Here is a 16808-nt window from a genome sequence, read left to right as displayed (position 1 = left end):
CTTTTATTCTGCCGTGGTCTTGATCCAAGCCGGGCTTTGTTTATTTAAAAAAGCATTTAAGCCATTTTTCGCCTCAGTTCCTTGGCGAACATGTGCAATATGCTGTGCAGTTTGTTGGAGTAAATCTTCGGTCAAAACTTGATGATTAACCATCTGAATCAGTTGTTTAGAAGCATGTTGCGCTTCTGGGCCACCAAGCAATAAGGCTTGCACAATTTCATCAATTTTGCTGTCTAAGTCTTCGGCTGAAGTGACTTCATGCGCTAAACCAATTTGCTGTGCCTGTTCTGCAGAAATACGCTCTGCCGTTAAAAAGTAACGTGATGCCTGACGTGCGCCAATCGCACGAATGACGTAAGGGCTAATGGTAGATGGTGCTAAACCTAAACGTACTTCAGAGGTCGCAAACTTGGCATCGGTGCTGGCAACGCAAATATCACAGGCAGCTGCCAAACCCATACCACCACCAAAGGCAATACCATGCACACGGGCAATAGTCGGTTGTTTTAACGTCGCTAAACTTTGCAGCATTTTTGCCAGTTTTAGGGCATCGGCTTGATTTTCTGCTGTAGAAGCTTGACCTGCCTGTTTCATCCAGTTCAAATCTGCACCTGCAGAAAAGCTTTTGCCGCGTCCTGCCAAAATCACCACTCGAATATCATCACGGCTATTCAGTGTCTGAAAGCAGGCGTGTAATTCTTCAATCACCTCTGTATTGAAAGCGTTATGCAATTCCGCACGATTAATCCAAACCGTAGCCACTTGGTTGTTCTGTTCGAGCTGTAAAAACTGATAATCCATTTTGTCACCTCTTACATGCGGAACACGCCAAATTTGGTCGGTTGGATGGGTGCATTGAGGGCAGCGGCTAAACTTAATGCCAAAACTTCACGCGACTGTGCTGGATCAATCACACCATCATCCCATAAGCGTGCAGACGCATAATATGGATGACCCTGACGCTCGTATTGCTCACGAATTGGCTGTTTGAACTGATCTTCTTCTTCTGCAGACCAGCTACCACCTTTGGCTTCAATCTGATCACGCTTTAAGGTAGACAATACGCTCGATGCTTGTTCGCCACCCATCACTGAAATACGTGAGTTTGGCCATGTCCACATAAAACGTGGTGAATAAGCACGACCACACATCCCGTAGTTACCTGCACCAAAAGAACCGCCAATCACCAAAGTCAGTTTAGGCACATTGGCTGTGGCAACCGCCATCACCAGTTTGGCACCATTTTTGGCAATGCCTTCATTTTCATATTGGCGTCCAACCATGAAGCCTGTGATATTTTGAATAAATAACAGGGGAATGTTGCGTTGGGTGCATAGTTCAATAAAGTGTGCGCCTTTTTGTGCCGACTCGGAAAATAAAATACCGTTGTTGGCAATAATCCCGACAGGCATACCATATAGTTTGGCAAAACCTGTAATTAATGTGGTGCCAAAGCGCGCTTTAAATTCATCAAAACGTGAACCATCGACAATACGGGCAATCACTTCACGTACATCAAACGGTTTACGCGCGTCAGTCGGAACAATGCCATACAGTTCAGAGGCATCGAATAATGGTGCTTCTATATGCTCAGGCTGCGGGTTTGGCTTTTTATTTAAATTGGCAACGATGTTGCGGGCAATTGCCAAGGCATGTTCATCATTTTCTGCCAAATGATCGGCTACACCTGAAAGGCGAGTGTGTACATCGCCACCACCCAAGTCTTCGCTGCTAACCACTTCACCTGTTGCGGCTTTAACCAGCGGTGGGCCGCCCAAGAAAATTGTCCCCTGATTACGCACAATGATGGTTTCATCTGACATGGCAGGGACATACGCACCGCCTGCGGTACAACTTCCCATCACAACGGCAATTTGGGCAATGCCCATGCTCGACATACGCGCTTGGTTATAGAAAATGCGTCCGAAATGATCACGGTCTGGAAAGACTTCATCTTGTAGCGGCAAATATGCACCGCCAGAATCGACCAAATAAATACAAGTCAGGTGATTCTGTTCGGCAATTTCCTGTGCGCGTAAATGCTTTTTCACAGTCAGTGGATAGTACGTTCCACCTTTTACTGTGGCATCGTTGGCAATGATCATGCAGGTCACGCCATTCACTTGACCGACACCCGCCACTACACCCGCAGCAGGGACATCATCCTGATAGACCTGATAAGCGGCCAACTGACCAATTTCAATAAATGCAGTACCCGGATCGATCAGGTGGTCAATCCGTTCACGTGGCAGTAATTTGCCACGGTCTAAATGTTTTTGGCGTGCAGTTTCGCCACCACCCAAAGCAATTTTTTGGACTTTTTCTCTGAGGTCATCGACTAGGCTTTGCATCGCAGCTTGGTTGTTTTTAAACTCGTCGCTGCGAATATTAATTTTGCTCTGTAATTGATTCATGCCAACATCCTTGTCTATTCTTGTGATTTATTTTTAGGCAGTTTCGTTAAACAATTCACGGCCAATCAACATACGGCGAATTTCTGAAGTACCCGCACCAATTTCATAGAGTTTGGCATCACGCCATAAACGTCCTGCAGAGAACTCATTGATATAGCCATTACCGCCCAAGGTTTGAATGGTTTCACCTGCCATCCATGTGGCTTTTTCGGCAGCGTATAAAATGGCACTGGCTGCATCTTTACGTAAACTACGGCTGTGTTCAGCTTTGTCACATTCTGCGCCAACGGCATAGACCAGTGCTTTACATGCCAACCAAGTCGAATACATATCGGCAATTTTGCCTTGCATAAGCTGGAATTCACCCAATGCCTGACCAAACTGTTTACGCTCATGAATATAAGGAATCACGGTATCCATGCAGGCATCCATAATGCCTAGCGGCCCTGCACTTAAAACTGCACGTTCATAGTCCAGTCCACTCATTAGTACTTTTGTACCATTGCCCACACCGCCCAAGACGTTTTCTTTTGGTACTTCAACATTGTCAAAGAACAATGGATAGGTATTTGAGCCGCGCATCCCGAGTTTGTCTAAATGGCTGCCGTGGCTAAAACCTGACATGGTTTTTTCAATTAAGAAAGCAGTCATACCTTTGGCGCCTGCCTGTAAGTCAGTTTTGGCATACACCACCAAAACATCGGCATCACCGCCATTGGTAATCCACATTTTTGAGCCGTTGAGCAAGTAATGATCGCCTTTATCTTCAGCTTTCAGTTTCATGCTAACCACGTCTGAGCCTGCATTTGGTTCAGACATTGCCAAAGCGCCGACGTAATCGCCTGAAATCAGTTTTGGTAAATAGCGTTGCTTCTGTTCTTCTGTCCCATTTCGCTTAATTTGGTTCACACATAGGTTAGAATGAGCACCGTAAGACAAACCAATGGATGCTGATGCACGAGAAATTTCTTGCATGGCAATGATGTGAGCTAAATAGCCTAAGTTAGTGCCGCCGTATTCTTCACTCACGGTTAAGCCAAGTAAGCCCATATCGCCAAATTTTTTCCAAAGCTGGGCAGGGAATTCGTTATCACGATCAACCTGTTGAGCAATGGGTGCAATTTCCTTTGCACAAAAAGCAGCGATTGAATCGCGCAGGGCGATTAAGGTTTCATCTAAGCCGAAGTCTAAGCTTTGTAAAATCATGTGTTCATCCATCCTGTGGTTATATTTGTTGTTCCTAAAACAAGCATTGTTGTTGTGCTTAGGTTCTAACATACATCGAAAATTTAAAAAAGTGAACTAAAATTCACAAAATGATTTACAATTCATTTTATCTGGTTGAGAATAAGATATGAGTTATAAAAGATCATCATTGATGCAGGAACGTATGGAACAAAATCGCATGGCGATTTTAGATTCTGCTCGTGAACTTATTGCTCATGGGGGCTTTAAAGAAGCGTCTATCCAAGCCATTGCAGAACGCGCAGGCGTATCTACAGGTTTGGTGTATCGCTACTTTGAAAATAAAAGTCAGATTTTGATTGAAGTTTTATCGGATGCGATTCGTCGTGAGGTCGAAATTTTGGACCACATTGCGAAGTCAGATTTAAGTGCAAAACAAAAATTGCAAAAATCTGTCACCACTTTTGTGAAGCGTGCGATGAACAGCCCTCAATTGGCGTATTCGTTAATGTTCGAGCCTGTAGACCCAGAAATGGAACATGAGCGTTTTCGCAGTAAACAACTGATCAAACAGAGCATCAAGGAAATTTTGGCTGAAGGAAAAGTCAATGGTGAGTTTGATTTTGAAGATTTGAACACTGCTGCTTTAGGTGTGGTTGGCTCCATGACCTTTGTAGTGATTGAACCTTTAAACCCGTCTCGCAATGTGATGTTTGATCAAAATTATAAAGATTACTTTGTCAAACAAATTGCCGACTTTTGTGTAAATGCAGTGCGAAAACAGCAGGGAGGGTAGTAAAAACAACGCACAAAACAGGCAAAAAGTAATCGTCGTCATAATGGAAAACAGAATTACAAAGAATCAAGGAGATCGATTCAATGACACAAGTACGGTTAAGTTATGCCTATGGCACCAGTAATCAGCCTTTGTTAGGCATGACCATTGGTGAAAAGTTTGATCAGGCTTGCCAGCAATATGCAGATCAGGATGCTTTGGTAAGCGTGCATCAAAATGTGCGTCTGACCTATAAGCAACTACAGCAACAGGTCAATGCCTTTGCCTGTAGTTTGTTAAAACTCGGTTTTAAAAAAGGTGACCGCCTTGCCATTTGGTCTCCGAATTGTGTGGAATGGACGATCACTCAATTCGCAGCCTTTAAGGCAGGGGTGATTTTGGTGAATTTAAACCCAGCCTATAAAAGCAATGAACTGGAATTTGTGCTCAACAAAGTTTCCTGTAAAGGTTTGGTAATTGCATCGCAGTTTAAAAGTACCAACTATCAGGACATCTTAACGAAAATTGCCCCAGAGCTGTGTCAGGCAGACAATAAAGTCCTCAACGCCAAGCGTTTACCGCATTTAAAGCATGTGATTAAAATTGATGATCAAGCACATACAGGAATGCATCGTTTTCAGGATTTATTGACAGCTCCAACCACACACATGCTGAAAAAACTGCAACACATTGCTAGTGAGTTGCAGTTCGATGAAACCATTAATATTCAATTTACCTCAGGCACGACGGGCAATCCGAAAGGCACTATGCTGACCCACAACAACATTTTAAATAATGGTTACTTTGTAGGAGAAGCAATTCATTTAAGTCCACAAGACCGTGTTTGTATTTCCGTGCCGCTGTTTCACTGCTTTGGTATGGTGATGGGCAATTTAGCTTGTATCACACATGGTTCAACCATGGTCTATCCATCGGCAGTGTTTAACCCGCTCGATACCTTAAAAGCCATTCAGCAAGAAAAATGTACAGCTGCTTACGGCGTACCGACCATGTTTATTGCCATTTTAGAGCATGAACAGTTTGATGAATTTGATTTATCTAGCTTGCGTACAGGCATCATGGCAGGCAGTCCGTGTCCGCAAGAAATTATGCAACGCGTCATCGACCGTATGCACATGGCGCAAATCACCATTTGTTATGGCATGACCGAAACAGCGCCTGTGAGCGCACAAAGTTCGACTGAAGATTCGGTGGAACGTCGAGTCAGTACGGTGGGGCGTGTACATCCACATCTGGAAGTAAAAATTGTCGATGAAGAAGGCAAAGTCGTGCCGCGCGGACAGTTAGGAGAATTGTGTGTGCGTGGTTATTCAGTCATGCTGGGTTACTGGGATGAACATGACAAAACCCAAGAAGTCATTGATGTTGCACGTTGGATGCACACAGGCGACATTGCAGAAATGGATGATGAAGGCTTTGTAAAAATCAAAGGTCGCATTAAAGATGTGGTGATTCGTGGCGGTGAAAACCTGTTCCCGAAAGAAATTGAAGATTTCTTATATACTCACGATGCGGTCTGCGATGTGCAAGTAATTGGCGTGCCAGATCATCGTTATGGTGAAGAACTATGTGCCTGTATTATTTTGCATGAACACCATGAATGTACCGAAGAGGCAATTCGCCAATACTGTGCAGAACACATTTCACACAATAAAGTCCCACGTTATGTGCGCTTCTTTAGTGAATTTCCAATGACCGCTTCAGGCAAGGCACAGAAATTTAAATTACGTGAATTTATGCGTGAAGAATTAAATTTAAAGGAAATTGCTTAAGGCATTATTTCAGCTATTTACTGCCGCAAGATCGACCTTTTAATTTTGTCAGCACACACCCTTTATTTCTCACGCAGAGATAAAGGGATACTCTATACAGGAATAATCACACTAAAAATATATCGCATGCTCGGCTTAATAAAAGATGGCACAAGTTTAAGCATGATGCGTGATAATCAAGGATGAAAATAATGACCGTACGCAATGATTGGACTCGAGAAGAAATTCAGCAGTTATATGAACAACCTTTTCTGGATTTAGTCTTTGAAGCACAGCGTGTGCATCGCCAACATTTTGCTGCCAATACCGTACAAGTCAGTACCTTATTGTCTATTAAAACAGGCAAATGCCCTGAGGACTGCAAATATTGCTCGCAATCTGCGCATTATGATTCACAGCTTGAAGCTGAAAAACGTATTGCAGTTGATAAAGTCATTCAGGAAGCCAAAGAAGCTTTAGCATCAGGTTCTTCACGTTTTTGTATGGGCGCTGCTTGGCGTAATCCGCATGAACGCGATATGCCCTATGTTCTGGAAATGGTGCGTGAAGTCAAAGCTCTGGGCTTAGAAACTTGCATGACTTTAGGGATGTTAAACCAATCGCAGGCAGAACGCTTAAAAGATGCAGGCTTAGATTATTACAACCATAACCTAGACACATCGCGTGAGTATTATCCTAATGTGATTAGTACCCGCTGTTTTGATGATCGCTTAAACACTTTGGATATTGTGCGTCAAACAGGTATGAAAGTATGTAGTGGCGGTATTGTCGGTTTAGGTGAAGATACCCAAGACCGTATTGGTTTATTACATGAATTAGCGACTTTACCGTTACATCCTGAATCTGTGCCGATCAATATGTTAGTACCGATTAAAGGCACACCACTGGCTGAAGTAGAAAAACTGGATGTGATTGAGTGGATTCGTACCATTGCAGTTGCACGTATTATCATGCCAAACAGCTATATTCGTTTATCTGCAGGGCGTGAATCGTTATCCGATTCAGATCAGGCGTTGGCATTTATGGCAGGTGCGAACTCGTTATTCTCAGGTGAAAAGCTTTTGACCACACCAAACGCAGGCGAAGGCAAAGACAAACAATTGTTCCAAAAATTAGGCTTAGTGCCTGAACGTGCCAAGCCAACCGTTTCGGAATTGTCGGTAGATGCAATGGCTGTGGCTTAAGCAGATCTTGAAAAAGACTCAGATATTTAATGTCAGTAAATTAAAGAAGAATCATGTGATATGGCAAAAGATTTTCACAGTGCAACTGTGGTTGCAGGCTATGACAGTCATATTCGGAAACTCATTCCCGGATATGAATTGGTACATCAACACATCAATGCAATTTTAAGTAGTCATTTGCCCGAAACAGCACAAGTTTTAGTGGTGGGGTGTGGCACAGGCTATGAGTTGCAGTATTTACTGCAGCAACATCCACAGTGGCAATTTACGGCCATCGACCCATCTTTAAGCATGTTACAGCAGGCAGAAAAAAACATTCAGTCTGTGGCAGGGCATGAGCGAGTACGTTTTATACAGGCAGATACCCAGCAATTTGCCCAACAAGCGCAGGTTGAAAATTTGCAGTTTGATGCGGCATTGGCGATTTTGGTGGCGCATTTTGTGCCAGTCGCAGAAAAAACATTATTTTTTCAAGATATTTACCAAACATTAAAACCTACAGCGATTTTATTAAGCTATGATCTGATGCAGCAGACTGAAAATATAGAACTGCGCTGGATGCAGAATTTGGCTTTGGATTGTGGTTTAACTACGACTCAAGCGGAAAAAATGCTTGCACGACTGGCCGATGATTTTCATTTAATTACGGCAGATGCGCAGGCAGCATTGCTTACTCAAGTGGGTTTTCGTCAGTGTAAAACATATTGTCAACTTATGAATTATTATGGTTTTTTTGCAGAGAAATAGTTGATCAATAACATTATTTAGTCAGTAATCTTTGTAGTAAAAGTATCCGCACAAGAAAAGTTAGATCAGGGAAAGAGACAAAATGTCAGCATATTACACTTTACTCAAACGTGAACAACATGCCGATGGTGGCTGTACTGCGCACTATCGTTGCAACATTCATGCACAAGGCGCGTGGAATCCGCATGAACAACACATGGCACCTGCAACGGGTATTTTGTGTGCAGAACTTGAGCAATTTATGCCGCGTGATGATATGCGAATTGGTCGGGTCGGTTTAGATATTTTTGGCTTAATTGCCTTTGGTGAATTTAGTATCACCACCCGTATGATTCGACCGGGTAAAACCATTGAGCTGATTGAAGCGGAAATGTGTGCTGAAGGAAAAACCTGTATTGTGGCGCGTGCATGGAAAATGAAAACCTCAGATACACGCGCAATTGCAGGATTGGAAGATTTACCGATAGAAAACCCTGAATATTTGCCCGATTGGGATGGCATGCGTTGTTGGCCGGGCGGCTATATTCAAAGCATTGAAACCCGTGCGCATTTAGATCGTCGTGCAGGTAAGGGCATCGTTTGGTTAAGAAACCAATTGGATATGGTTGAAAATCAAAACACATCCAGTTTTGTGCGTTTATTGGGGATGGTGGATACCGCCAATGGCGTAGTGCCACGCTTAGACCCGAATGCGGGCTGGGGTTTTCCAAATTTAGATTTGCAAATGCATTTACACCGTTTACCGCAAGGCGAATGGCTAGGCTTGGAAGTAACACAACAATATGGTGAAGATGGAATTGGCTTAGCGAGTGCAGTTTTGCATGATACTCAAGGGCCATTTGGACGTAGTGAGCAGATTTTAACTTTGCGTCAATTCTAAATCTATTCAATATCAAACAAAAAACATCAGGACGAATTGCTTCGTCCTTTTTTTATTGGCATGCTGTGTGCAGATTATTTCATCTTATTTTATCTGAAAATATTATGCGAATTAGTTTGATTGGTGCAGGGCGCGTTGCACATCATTTGGCTCATGTTTTAAACGCACAGCATCAAATTGTGCAAATTTATAGCCGCAGTCTGGACAAGGCACAGCAGTTGGCTGCACAGGTTGGCGCAGAAGCAATTGCAGAAGTAGAACAATTTCATTCAGACCTGGATTTAGTAATTATCGCAGTGAGTGATCAGGCCATTGGACAGGTGATTCAGGAAGTTCATCGTGACTTAAATCATGTGTTGATTGTGCATACCTCTGGCAGTACTAAACTAGATATATTGCAACAGCATCATGCGCGTTCAGGGGTATTTTATCCCTTACAAACCTTTAGTTTAGAGCGTGAAATTGATTGGTCAGAAACGCCTTTATTTATAGAAGCTGCATTTGCTGAAGATCAACAGCTTTTAATGACTTTGGCAAATAGCCTAAGCAAAAGGGTTTATGCCTATACTTCAGCACAGCGTTTGAGTTTGCATTTGGCTGCGGTATTTGCCTGTAATTTTAGTAATTATTGTTATGACATGGCTAAGCAAGTGGTCGATGCTCAGCAAGTAGATTTTAGTTTGCTGTATCCTCTTATTTTGGAAACTGCGCATAAAGCAACCCAAAATGATCCGCGTCAAATGCAAACAGGGCCTGCCATGCGGGGCGATCACAATATTTTAAAAATGCATCAGGACTTATTGGCAGTAGGGCAGCAACATGAACTTGCCAAAGTTTATGCGATGATGAGTCAACAGATTTTAAAGCGGCATCAATCTTAGCCATTTGATGAGATAAAACGAGTTCACATAAAAAATGCTTCCCAGTGGAAGCATTCTTTTCTAGCAGAAATTAGTTAATTTTCTTGAAGATAAAATCATTAATCTTATGACCTGCTTCAATTCCGCGACGTTCAAACTTAGTTTGTGGACGCCATTCAGGACGAGGGTAGCTATTGCCTTTGCCCGCCAAGTTTTCTAAACGTGGACGGTTGTCCAATACATCCAGCATCCATTCTGCATACGGTTCCCAGTCGGTTGCTGCATGGAACGTACCACCTAACACTAATTTTTGCTCTACCAATTCCATGCGTTCATGAGCAACAAAACGGCGTTTGAAGTGACGTTTTTTCTGCCATGGGTCTGGGAAATATAACTGCACCGTATCAATGCTATTGTCTGGCATTTCACGCAGTACTTGAATTGCATCGGCATCTAAGACACGTAAGTTGCTTAAACCTGCTGTACCTGCTTCATAAACGCACTGTGCAATCCCTGGAATATGGACTTCAATCCCGACAAAGTTACGTTCAGGATTGGCCTGCGCCATAAGTACCAAAGAACGCCCCATCCCAAAACCAATTTCTACTGTAAGCGGGCGTTCAGGGTGTTCAAAATGTTGACGTAAATCGCCAACAGGATATTCCAAAATTAAGTCGCCGTATTGTTCCAAGGCGCTACGTTGTGACGTATTCAATGGTGAAGAACGGCGCATGAACGTTACAATTTCACGATGCTCGTTGAGGTTGTCCAGCTCGACAACGTGCTGGTCTAATTGATCGTTCGACATAATTTTGGCAAATCTAATAAATTCGAATGCGGTATTTTAAGTCCTGAGCCATTGAAGTCAAATTTTTTCGCTCTTTTTCGCAGCGCCGAGCAAGATTGCGATACATCTGCATCTTTTGAGCATAAAAAATGCCGAATCATTAAGATTCAGCATTTAACATCATCAACGGTATTTTAATACAATAATTACGAATGGGTACTGTATTGATCAATTAAGGTATGACTGGCCTCATTCAATCCAATAATATGCACTTTAATTTGTTGGGCTTTAAATTTGTTCACCACGCTATTCAGCATATTTACAGAGGTAATATCCCAAATATGCGCATGCGTTAAGTCGATGGTGACATTGCTAATATCTTCTGAAAAATCAAAAAACTGATAAAACTTTTCTGAACTGCTAAAGAAAATTTGCCCTGAAATCACATATTGGCGGGTATGTTCGCCCAATAAAAACGAACTGACTTTAACTTCACTTTCCAGTTTATTCACCAAAAATAAAGCAGAAAGCAGTACGCCAACAAAAACACCCAAAGCAAGGTTATGGGTAGCTAACACCACAATCACCACAGCTAACATGACTATATTGCTTTGTTTCGGATGCTTTTTAAAATTACGGATGGAATCCCAGTTAAAAGTCGTGAATGACACCATAATCATAATCGCAACCAAGGCTGCTATAGGAATATATGCCAACCAATCTTTGAGAAAAACCACCAAGCACAGCAAAAATACGCCTGCTGTAAGTGTAGATAGCCGTGTACGCGCCCCAGAACTGACGTTGATAATAGATTGCCCAATCATGGCACAGCCTGCCATACCGCCCATAAAGCCACTCACAATATTGGCATAACCCTGACCACGACATTCCTGATGCCGATCTGCTTCTGTGCCTGTGGCTTCATTGACAATCGTAGTGGTCATCATGGTTTCGAGTAAACCGACTGTGGCTAAGGTCATGGCATAAGGAAAAATAATAAATAAAGTTTCAAAATTCAGTGGAATGTCAGGCACTAGAAAAATAGGCAGCGTGTCGGGAAATTGTCCCAAATCGCTTACGGTACGCATATCTGCACCAAGTAATAAAGCAACCACACTCAGCACAATAATGCAGACCAAAGGCGAGGGAATGCTTTTACCAATTTTAGGAATGTATGGAAACAGATAGACTACCGCTAAACCTAATCCTACAAATAAATAGCCTAAGCCATCCATTTTCGATAATTCAGGCAGTTGCGCCACAAAAATTAAAATCGCCAAGGCATTTACAAAGCCATAAACTACCGATTGCGAAACAAAACGCATCAGTTTGGCAACTTTAAAATAGCCTGCTATAACCTGAATCAGCCCTGTGAGTACTGTTGCAGCCAATAAATATTGCAAACCATGTTCTTTGACGAGGGTAATCATCAGTAATGCCATAGCGCCTGTCGCGGCAGAAATCATGGCAGTACGCCCACCAAAAAAAGCAATCGTGACCGCAATACAGAACGATGCATATAAGCCGACTTGCGGATCGACGCCTGCTATAGCCGAAAAGGCAATTGATTCAGGAATTAATGCCAAACCTACCACTAAACCTGCCAAAACATCGGTGCGGATATTGGAAAACCATTCTTCTTTTTTCAGGCTAATCACAATCTCAATTTCATGAAACTTTAAAGGGCTGTATGTTAAAACATCTAGAGATAAAAAAGCAGGCAAAACAGACTTGAAAAAGCCTGTCTTTTGCAGGATAGTCAAAGCGTAAGGGCTTTTTAAGACATTTTCGCTTTTTTGCAATTTATAGGTTCAATCACTTGCAAGTTTGTGACAAGCGATTTACAACAGAGATAGTTATATAACAAGGATCAAATATGAAGCTTTATTATTCACCTGGCGCATGCTCTTTGGCAGCACATATTATTTTAAATGAAGTGAATGTCGATTTTGATATTGAGCGTGTAGATTTAAAAACCCATAAAACAGAAAAGGGTGCCGATTATTATGAAATTAACCCTAAAGGTTATGTACCTGCTTTAGAAATTAACCCAGGTTTAATTTTGACGGAAAACGTAGCGCTATTGCCATTTTTAGCGCAGCAAGACCCTAAACAGGATTTAATTCCGCCATCTGGTTTAGGTCGTGCTAAAGTTTTGGAATGGTTGGGTTATTTAAACTCTGAATTACATGACGCTTACGCAGTATTTTTTGGCGCGCCTTTAGATGCAGAAGCCAAAGAAAAAGCCTATGCAGAAATTGATCGTTTGTTGACTTATATTGATCAAGCGATTGCATCATCAGACCATGAATATTTGGTGGATGATAACTTTGGTCCAGCCGATGCGTATTTGTTTGTTATCACTAATTGGTCAAACTATATTGAGCATGATTTAACTCCGTATAGCCATGTGGTTGAAATCCGTAATAAAGTTGCTGCGCGTCAGTCGGTACAAATTGCTATGCGTGATGAAGGCTTGATTCCTTAATCGGCTTTTACTTGCCAGAATCAGATAATAAAAAAGACGTTGAGTTAACACTTAACGTCTTTTTATTTGAGTTGTCGGACTTGGAAAAGACCCTAATGATTATTTAAAGAAATAACCCGTTTCAGGTGAGCTGGCATTCGCCATACGCTTACGTGGCATACGTCCTGCCAAATAAGCTTCACGTCCTGCTTCTACTGCTTTACGCATCGCAGATGCCATTAGCACTGGGTTTTGTGCTGCTGCAATTGCAGTATTCATCAGCACACCATCGCAACCTAATTCCATTGCAATCGCAGCATCACTGGCAGTACCCACACCTGCATCTACCAATACAGGTACTTTGGCATTTTCTTTAATAATCGAAATGGTATGCGGGTTAAGAATACCTAAGCCTGAACCAATTAAACTACCTAATGGCATAATGGCCACGCAGCCCATACTTTCCAATTCTTGCGCCACAATCGGGTCATCGGAAGTGTAGACCATGATCTCAAAACCATCGTCAATTAGCGTGCGTGCAGCTTTTAAAGTTTCGGTGATATTTGGGTAAAGGGTTTTTTCATCGCCCAAAACTTCCAGTTTGACAAGGTTGTGACCATCTAGCAATTCACGCGCCAGCATGCAGGTGCGCACGGCACTGTTGGCATCAAAACAGCCTGCGGTATTTGGCAAAATGGTGTATTTTTCTGGTGGAATTACGGAAAGTAAGTTTGGCTGATCTGGATGTTGCCCAATGTTTACACGACGAATGGCAACCGTGACAATTTCTGCGCCACTGGCTTGAATCGCCAAATCTGTTTCGGTTAAATCTTTATATTTGCCCGTACCCACCAATAAACGTGAATTAAAGGTACGTGAACCAATTTTAAAGGTATCTTGCATGGGTGCTCCGAGTTTAGCCGCCACCAACGGCATGAATAATTTCAATGCGGTCTTGATCGCAAATAGGGGTTTCGGCAAGTTTACTTTTGGCAATAATTTTTTCGTTTTGCTCCACAGCAAAACGTTTGCCTTCTAAATCTAATGCCTGAATCAGTTGTAACAGGGTCGTGTGAGAGGTCTGTTGTGTTTCGCCATTCAGATAAATTTGCATGACCGTGAATCCATCTTCAAAATTACAAAATACAATTGAGCTTTATTTAGCATATTTCATGGCTTGCCATGCTAAGGTCAGCCAGCCCGCAATCATGAGCACACCACCAATTGGGGTAATCATGCCCAAGCCGCGTACAATGTCCAATGCCATGATATAAAGTGAACCGCAGAAAAATAAAATACCCAGTTGGATTAGAATAAAACTGGCTTTAATGGGAAGTTGTGGAATCACTTTAGCTAAGATGCCTAATGCCAAAAGTCCAAGAGCATGATAGAAAAAATAATCTGTTGCAGTTTGCCACCAATCCAATTGAACCTCAGTTGCACGGGCTTTTAAACCATGTGCACCAAATGCACCAAGTAATACCGCAACCGCTAAATTCAAGGCAGAAATTGCAATCCACATACGCAAATTGACCTATTTAATTTTGCGCTTAACCTTAGCACATTTTTAAGCTTGGGAAAATCTGAGAATTGCCTGCCCGTATGTGGGTTGTACAAATCCAAGACAATAAAAAAGGGCAGTTTGCCCAATTTTATTTTTCGATGTGTTTGTATTCATCTTGAGAGTGTCAGTTTAGTTTGATGACATCGCCACTTTAATTTTTTCCATGGCATTTTTTTCGAGCTGACGAATACGTTCTGCCGAAACATTATATTCTGCTGCCAATTCATGCAGGGTCGATTTATCATCATCTAACCAGCGACGCTGCAAAATATTACGTGAACGATCATCCAACTGCTCCATAGCTTCATGTAGGGCAGAAGTGCTTTGTTCTTCGTAGTCTTCGTTTTCGACTAAACGTGCAGGGTCGTAACGGTTATCTTCCAAATACAATGCAGGTGCAACATAAGTTGAACCTTCATCGTCATCATCGCCTTGTGCTTCAAAAGCCGCATCATAAGCGGTTAAACGACCTTCCATTTCCAAGACTTGTTCTGCAGTCACATTTAAGTCATTGGCAATAGATTGTGCTTCTTCGAGCGTCAGTTTTTTGCTAGATTTTTTGAGGCTACGCAAATTAAAGAACAATTTACGCTGCGCCTTGGTGGTGGCAATTTTAACAATACGCCAGTTACGAATCACATATTCGTGAATTTCAGCTTTAATCCAGTGCACGGCAAATGACACCAAACGCACGCCCATATTCGGGTCAAAGCGTTTCACGGCTTTCATTAAGCCCAAGTTGCCTTCCTGAATTAAATCGCCCTGCGGTAAACCATAGCCCGCATAACTTCGTGCAATATGCACCACAAAACGTAAATGCGACATGACCAACATTTTGGCCGCGTCTAAATCTTGATCGTAATAATAACGCTCGGCTAACTCTTTTTCTTGTTCAGCCGTTAAAATAGGAATTTGGTTAACAGTACTAATATAAGCCCCGAGGTTTACCCCTGGTGCAGATAATGACAGGGGCATCAACTGATTGCTGCTGTCACTCATGAGATCTCCTTATAGGATTGGGTAGGTAAAATAACCGATGTCTTTATCTTAATGCCAATATTCTACTTAAATAAGTAAAATTGGTGTAGATATGTAAATCTTTATAGCAATAAGCGGCGAATATTAAGTCATTAAAACAAATGAACAATCAAATAGATGCACTTATTGCGATGATTTTGGCTTGGCAACATCAATCACATAATGAAACTCTGTTGCCGAAATCTGGCTTGCTTCACAGCCGTATTGATGTAACTGACAATAACGCGCCACATCTTGCTGGCTGTGCGGATCAGATGACTTCAATAAAAACCGTGCAGAATCTGAATGTTTAAGGGCACGTTTCAGCATCAATAAAGGCATAGGACAAGGTTGTCCCATAGCATCAATCACTATGATAGGTTGTTCAGCATCACACAGCATTGAAGTAAAATTTCGCCTTAAAAAACAGAATGATCATATTAGCAAATTCGTTCACAAATCCCAAATAAATTTCATCTGAAGCATCGGGGCTATTCATTGCGCGGCTTACTGCGCATAAGGGCAAGAGAATTGGCTTATTTTGTGAGATATTTGCAATAAAATTTATAGATCAAAATTGTGCTAAGTCACTTAACAGAAATAAAAATTTTCCATTTGTTCAAATCGTTTCAAACTGAACAAGATAAATCAAAAAAAATCTATTAATTGTCATAAACCCGTGTTAAGCTCGATGCGTATTTAGGATTTTAGATAGACAATCGTTGTTTGTCGCCCTATTACAAATGGATGTAACCGGGATTTTGTTAATAGTTATACAGAATGATTACAAGCTTAGAAATAAAAATATTTTTAAACTTTGTTTGCTCTGCTGTTTGCAACACCGGGTGGTCCTTCTTTTTAATCAATGAGGATTAACTTATGACAGCTCGTGAACAAGGCGTAGTTAAATGGTTCAACGACACTAAAGGCTTTGGCTTTATCCAACGCAATGGCGGCGACGATGTATTCGTTCACTTCCGTGCGATCCAAGGTGACGGCCACCGTTCACTTCGTGACGGCCAACGTGTTGAATTCAGCGTAGTAAAAGGCCAAAAAGGCTTCCAAGCTGAAGAAGTACAGCCATTAGACTAATCACTCGATTATTCTAAAAAAACGCTCCAATCCTGATTGGGGC

At 42.0% G+C, this 16808-nt stretch carries 18 protein-coding genes; 8 read left to right on the top strand and 10 right to left on the bottom strand.

Annotated features, from left to right (window positions below):
• Nucleotides 1-3 precede the first annotated feature (3 nt).
• The 3 genes from FTU70_RS00500 to FTU70_RS00490 are packed head-to-tail and all read right to left on the bottom strand — an operon-like array spanning nt 4 to nt 3620.
• Entirely contained in the window at nt 4-801 is a 798-nt protein-coding gene (locus FTU70_RS00500) for an enoyl-CoA hydratase/isomerase family protein (protein WP_131261349.1), read from the bottom strand.
• Between the two features lie 11 nt (nt 802-812).
• Nucleotides 813-2414, bottom strand: coding sequence for a carboxyl transferase domain-containing protein (locus tag FTU70_RS00495; protein ID WP_131261348.1), 1602 nt, complete (start codon nt 2412-2414; stop codon nt 813-815).
• A gap of 33 nt (nt 2415-2447) precedes the next feature.
• Nucleotides 2448-3620 carry an isovaleryl-CoA dehydrogenase gene (locus FTU70_RS00490; protein ID WP_004971528.1) on the bottom strand — a complete coding sequence of 391 codons (1173 nt, stop codon included), beginning with the start codon at nt 3618-3620 and terminating at the stop codon, nt 2448-2450.
• Between the two features lie 148 nt (nt 3621-3768).
• On the opposite strand from FTU70_RS00490, the gene FTU70_RS00485 reads away from it, so the two are divergent.
• From FTU70_RS00485 to FTU70_RS00460, 6 genes are all read left to right on the top strand, one after another.
• Nucleotides 3769-4395, top strand: a complete 627-nt coding sequence (locus FTU70_RS00485; RefSeq protein ID WP_004971526.1) for a TetR/AcrR family transcriptional regulator — start codon at nt 3769-3771, stop codon at nt 4393-4395.
• 83 nt (nt 4396-4478) lie between these two features.
• Nucleotides 4479-6167 (top strand): AMP-binding protein, encoded by a 1689-nt coding sequence (locus FTU70_RS00480; RefSeq protein ID WP_096901051.1) that lies wholly within the window; start codon nt 4479-4481, stop codon nt 6165-6167.
• Nucleotides 6168-6358: 191 nt separating this feature from the next.
• Nucleotides 6359-7351, top strand: a complete 993-nt coding sequence (bioB, locus tag FTU70_RS00475; RefSeq protein WP_131261347.1) for a biotin synthase BioB — start codon at nt 6359-6361, stop codon at nt 7349-7351.
• A 60-nt stretch (nt 7352-7411) separates the two neighbouring features.
• Nucleotides 7412-8098, top strand: coding sequence for a class I SAM-dependent methyltransferase (locus FTU70_RS00470; RefSeq protein WP_180059809.1), 687 nt, complete (start codon nt 7412-7414; stop codon nt 8096-8098).
• 82 nt (nt 8099-8180) lie between these two features.
• Nucleotides 8181-8978: a thioesterase family protein gene (locus FTU70_RS00465; protein ID WP_180059808.1), complete on the top strand. Its 798-nt coding sequence runs from the start codon at nt 8181-8183 to the stop codon at nt 8976-8978.
• Nucleotides 8979-9082: 104 nt separating this feature from the next.
• On the top strand, nt 9083-9859 hold the full coding sequence (locus FTU70_RS00460) for a Rossmann-like and DUF2520 domain-containing protein (protein ID WP_180059807.1): 777 nt from the start codon (nt 9083-9085) through the stop codon (nt 9857-9859).
• 70 nt (nt 9860-9929) lie between these two features.
• On the opposite strand, the gene trmB is transcribed toward FTU70_RS00460, so the two are convergent.
• Nucleotides 9930-10646, bottom strand: a complete 717-nt coding sequence (gene trmB, locus FTU70_RS00455; RefSeq protein WP_004971514.1) for a tRNA (guanosine(46)-N7)-methyltransferase TrmB — start codon at nt 10644-10646, stop codon at nt 9930-9932.
• 185 nt (nt 10647-10831) lie between these two features.
• On the bottom strand, nt 10832-12283 hold the full coding sequence (locus tag FTU70_RS00450) for a SulP family inorganic anion transporter (protein WP_131261344.1): 1452 nt from the start codon (nt 12281-12283) through the stop codon (nt 10832-10834).
• Nucleotides 12284-12501: 218 nt separating this feature from the next.
• On the opposite strand from FTU70_RS00450, the gene FTU70_RS00445 reads away from it, so the two are divergent.
• A complete protein-coding gene (locus FTU70_RS00445) occupies nt 12502-13113 on the top strand; it encodes a glutathione binding-like protein (protein ID WP_096902535.1) in 612 nt (203 codons plus the stop codon).
• A 99-nt stretch (nt 13114-13212) separates the two neighbouring features.
• Here FTU70_RS00445 and FTU70_RS00440 read toward each other — a convergent pair whose 3' ends face one another.
• The 5 genes from FTU70_RS00440 to FTU70_RS00420 all read right to left on the bottom strand — a co-directional run bounded on the left by FTU70_RS00440 (nt 13213) and on the right by FTU70_RS00420 (nt 16075).
• A complete protein-coding gene (locus FTU70_RS00440) occupies nt 13213-13995 on the bottom strand; it encodes a thiazole synthase (RefSeq protein WP_004971502.1) in 783 nt (260 codons plus the stop codon).
• A gap of 13 nt (nt 13996-14008) precedes the next feature.
• Nucleotides 14009-14206, bottom strand: a complete 198-nt coding sequence (gene thiS / locus FTU70_RS00435) for a sulfur carrier protein ThiS (protein ID WP_104851805.1) — start codon at nt 14204-14206, stop codon at nt 14009-14011.
• A gap of 42 nt (nt 14207-14248) precedes the next feature.
• Entirely contained in the window at nt 14249-14614 is a 366-nt protein-coding gene (locus FTU70_RS00430; protein ID WP_178318505.1) for a DUF423 domain-containing protein, read from the bottom strand.
• A gap of 171 nt (nt 14615-14785) precedes the next feature.
• On the bottom strand, nt 14786-15655 hold the full coding sequence (rpoH, locus tag FTU70_RS00425; protein ID WP_004971496.1) for an RNA polymerase sigma factor RpoH: 870 nt from the start codon (nt 15653-15655) through the stop codon (nt 14786-14788).
• Nucleotides 15656-15817: 162 nt separating this feature from the next.
• Entirely contained in the window at nt 15818-16075 is a 258-nt protein-coding gene (locus FTU70_RS00420) for a sulfurtransferase TusA family protein (RefSeq protein ID WP_004971495.1), read from the bottom strand.
• Between the two features lie 477 nt (nt 16076-16552).
• On the opposite strand from FTU70_RS00420, the gene FTU70_RS00415 reads away from it, so the two are divergent.
• Nucleotides 16553-16765, top strand: coding sequence for a cold-shock protein (locus FTU70_RS00415; protein WP_004648643.1), 213 nt, complete (start codon nt 16553-16555; stop codon nt 16763-16765).
• Nucleotides 16766-16808: the final 43 nt, after the last annotated feature.

Source organism: Acinetobacter sp. YH12135 (assembly GCF_013418565.1).
GTDB classification, from domain to species: Bacteria; Pseudomonadota; Gammaproteobacteria; order Pseudomonadales; family Moraxellaceae; genus Acinetobacter; species Acinetobacter towneri.
Note: the sequence above shows the minus strand (reverse complement) of the source record. Positions and strands in the feature narration are given on the sequence as shown.